The organism is Stenotrophomonas sp. SrG (assembly GCF_050031795.1).
GTDB lineage: Bacteria > Pseudomonadota > Gammaproteobacteria > Xanthomonadales > Xanthomonadaceae > Stenotrophomonas > Stenotrophomonas rhizophila_A.
The window spans coordinates 1-236 of record NZ_JBNBBE010001308.1 but is presented as its reverse complement, the minus strand read 5'-3'; the positions used below and the strand labels follow the sequence as shown (position 1 = coordinate 236).

Sequence of the window (236 nt, the reverse complement as noted above, 5' to 3'; positions counted from 1 at the left end):
TTGATGCCGGGGATGTAGATCTGGCCGTTGGTGTCGTGCGTGGTATGGGTGATGCGCATGCGCGGGATGTAGCCCTGCTGCATGGCCTGGCGCGAGACCGAGAACGCGCCGGTGATGACCGACTGCGAGGCGCTCACCGCGGCCATGGTGGCCAGGATGATCATCGGGTACCGCGCCCCCTCCGGCACCGCCTCGAAGAACGGGTACTTCACCGCCTCGGGGTTGTTGAGCCCCAG

At 66.5% G+C, this 236-nt stretch carries 1 protein-coding gene; it reads right to left on the bottom strand.

Features of this window, described 5'->3' with window-relative positions; genetic code table 11:
* Positions 1 to 236: KUP/HAK/KT family potassium transporter (locus ACQG3P_RS23655; protein WP_426806411.1), on the bottom strand; the 236-nt coding region annotated here is incomplete at both ends.